This is a genomic window from Frankia sp. CcWB2, assembly GCF_977927585.1.
The window spans coordinates 25,632-28,687 of sequence record NZ_CDWRCM010000006.1; the positions used below are offsets into that span (position 1 = coordinate 25,632).

At 72.3% G+C, this 3,056-nt stretch carries 1 protein-coding gene, 1 tRNA gene and 2 pseudogenes; 3 read left to right on the plus strand and 1 reads right to left on the minus strand.

Going from position 1 to position 3,056, the window contains the following annotated elements; translation table 11 throughout:
• A pseudogene (locus tag ACY45C_RS01740) lies at positions 1 to 1,207 on the plus strand (penicillin-binding transpeptidase domain-containing protein); the annotation flags it as partial.
• A gap of 83 nt (positions 1,208 to 1,290) precedes the next feature.
• Here ACY45C_RS01740 and ACY45C_RS01745 read toward each other — a convergent pair.
• On the minus strand, positions 1,291 to 1,749 hold the full coding sequence (locus tag ACY45C_RS01745; RefSeq protein ID WP_462185937.1) for a GatB/YqeY domain-containing protein: 459 nt from the start codon (positions 1,747 to 1,749) through the stop codon (positions 1,291 to 1,293).
• Between the two features lie 141 nt (positions 1,750 to 1,890).
• Here ACY45C_RS01745 and ACY45C_RS01750 point away from each other — a divergent pair.
• Together ACY45C_RS01750 and ACY45C_RS01755 are read left to right on the plus strand one after the other, a co-directional pair.
• Positions 1,891 to 2,837, plus strand: a pseudogene (locus tag ACY45C_RS01750) (metallophosphoesterase).
• Between the two features lie 28 nt (positions 2,838 to 2,865).
• Positions 2,866 to 2,942: transfer RNA gene (locus tag ACY45C_RS01755), tRNA-Pro, on the plus strand.
• The last annotated feature ends 114 nt before the right edge of the window (positions 2,943 to 3,056 follow it).

The following is a 3,056-nucleotide window of genomic DNA, read 5'->3' on the forward strand; positions in this document are numbered from 1 at the left end:
CAAGGTGTTCACTCTGATCTCCGCGCTCGAATCGGGACTACCGCTTTCCACGACGCTGCACGCCCCCCTCTGCTACCACTCGAACGTCTTCCCGAACCCGGATCCCCAGGGCAAGAACTGCTACGGCAACGCCGACTCCAGCGAGGACGGTTTCTACTCGTTGACGACCGCCACCTGGTCATCGGTCAACACCTACTACATCCAGCTCGCCGAGAAGCTGGGCGTGCTGAAGACGGCCGAGGTGGCCCGTCGCATGGGCGTCACCTCGTGCCGGATCCGGCAGCACAACAACAACGATCCCGAATGCAGGGGGGTGGACGGGATCGGCCGGGTTGACGGCTCCTCCACCCTCGGATCCAACGAGATCAGCACCCTCGATCTGGCGACCGCCTACGCGACGTTGGCCGCGCGGGGCAGGAAGTGCGACGCGCGGACCGTGCTCGCGATCACCCAGCGGGTGGGCGGGACGGACCGGCCGCTTCCCTTCGACACCGGCGCTCCCTGCCAGCAGGTGCTCGACCCGAAGATTGCGGACAAGGTCAGCGCCGTGCTGCAGGGGGTCATCAACCACGGGACGGCCAGCGGGAACGGGCAGATCGGCCGGCCGGCCGCCGGCAAGACCGGCACCGCGGAGGGGTTCAGCACCGCCTCCTTCGCGGGTTACATCCCCCAGCTCGCCGCGGCCGTGACCCTCGCGGACCCGCGCGGACCGACGTCGCATCCCCTGATCAATGTGAAGGGTCGCAACGTCTTCGGTGGCGGATATCCCGCCCAGGTGTGGTCCCGCACGATGATCCGGACGATCGCCGGCCTCGGGCTACCGGTCGAACCGCTGCCGACCCCGGACAACACCCAGCCCAAGGTGCCGACGAAGGTACTGCCGGACGTGGTCGGGCAGCCGCAGCAGGTCGCCGAGCAGACGCTCGTCCAGCTGGGCTTCCATGTCAGGTCGCAGCCGGTCCCGCATCCGGCGCCTCCCGGCACCGTCGTGGCGATGTCGCCCGCCCCAGGCAGTGAGGTCTCGCTCAACACCGAGGTCACCCTGCAGATCTCCGGGGGGCTGACCGGCACGGCCGTCCTGCCGGGTGGATCGGCGCTACCCGGCTTCGGAACGCTCGCCCAGCCGAATGACGGCCGACCGGCCGGGGGCGGCCAGCCGGGCACGGACCTGCGTCGGCAGCTGAACGCTTCAGGCGGCTCGGGGCCGTTGGCCCGGGAGGACGCAGGGGTGGCCGGGGCCAGGGCGAGAGCCGGCTGCGCTGACCGGCTCACGCGGGCCGCGCGGCTCGCTCAGCCGCCCGCCAACCGGGCCTTCACGAGTGCGGCGACCCGGCCGCCGTCGGCCCGGCCGGCGACCGCGGCCTGCACGGGCTTCATGGCGGGACCGATCGCTCGTGGACCGCTGACATCCAGACCCGCGAGTACCTGGTCGATGATCGTGGCCAGTTCGTCGTCGCCGAGCTGCTTCGGCAGATATTCCTCGATCACCTCGCCCTCGGCCCGCTCGCGGTCCGCCTGGTCGCCGCGACCGGCCGCGGTGTAGGCGTCGGCCGCCTCCCGGCGCTTCTTCACCTCGCGGGTCAGGACCTTCGAAACCTCCGTGTCGTCGAGGACCCGCGCGGAGCTGCCGGCCACCTCCGCATCCTTCACCGCGGCCAGGGCCAGCCGCAGGGTGGACGTCCGCAGCTCGTCACGGGACTTCATCGCGACGGTCAGATCGGCGCGCAGACGTTCCTTGAGGGTGCTCATAACCACCGGAGCCTATGGTCTGCGGGCACGGTGGTCACGCCGGTTCCGTCGGCGGGGCGCCCGGTGGCGTGCGGCGCGGTGGCGCGCGGAACCGGGCCGGGTGGCGGCAGGTCACCGTCCGCGGTGGGTGAGACTGGGACGATGAACGCGCGTCACACAGCGGCGAGGACTCTCGTGGGTGTCGCGGCCGCGGGGGCGCTCGTGTCGGCCTACGGCGGGTTGTACGAGCGCACGGCGTACACCCTGCGGAGGGTGCGGATCCCGGTGCTGCCGGCCGGCGCGCGCCCCCTGCGCGTGCTGCACATCTCCGACCTGCACGTCGCCCCCCGTCAGCACGGCAAGCTCGCCTGGTTGGGGGACTTGGCCCGGCTCGTCCCCGACCTGGTCGCCCTGACTGGTGACGTGCTGTCCGCGGCCGACGCCCGGGATCCCCTGCTCGCCGCGCTGGAGCCGCTCTACTCGTTCCCCGGGGTCTTCGTACCGCGGGGAACAACGACTACTTCGTCCCGGCCCTGAAGAGCCCGCACCGCTACCTCCGGCGGGGCGACGAGGCCGAGCCCAAGGGCGCTCCGCTGAACTGGGCGGCCTTCGCCGGTGGTCTCGCCGCCGCCAGCGGGTGGACCGAGCTGACCAACGTGCGGGCGGTCATCGAGGTCGACGGTCGCCGGATCGACCTGCGTGGCGTGGACGACGCCCGGCTGCGCCGCGACCGGCTCGCGGTCGTGACCGGCCCCCCGGAGCCCGGCGTCGAGCTCGCGTTGGGACTGTCCCACACACCGGAACCGCGGGTCCTCGACGCGTTCACGGCGGACGGGGTGGGGCTCACCCTTTCGGGGCACACGCACGGGGGCCAGATCCGGCTGCCCCGAGTCGGGGCGCTCGTGACCAACTGCGGGCTGGACCGGGCTCGGGTTCGCGGACTGTCCCGTCACGAGGTCGACGGGCGGTCGTCCTGGCTGCACGTGTCGCCCGGGCTGGGCACGTCCCCGTTCGCGCCGCTGCGCCTCGGCTGCCGGCCGGAGGCGACCCTGCTCACCCTGGTGCCGGCCGGGGTGCCGGCCGGCGACCCCACCCCGTCGGACCACTGAGCCCGTCGGGTATGCTTCATCTCGGTCACGGGGTGTGGCGCAGCTTGGTAGCGCGCTTCGTTCGGGACGAAGAGGTCGTGGGTTCGAATCCCGCCACCCCGACCAGATGACGCGTCGCACCCCGTCTCCCCGGCAGGGAGGCGGGGTTCCTGCCGCCCAGGGGGGGATCGGCCGCTTCTGAGCGTCCTACCCGATTACCCGTCCACCCCACGGCCGCTC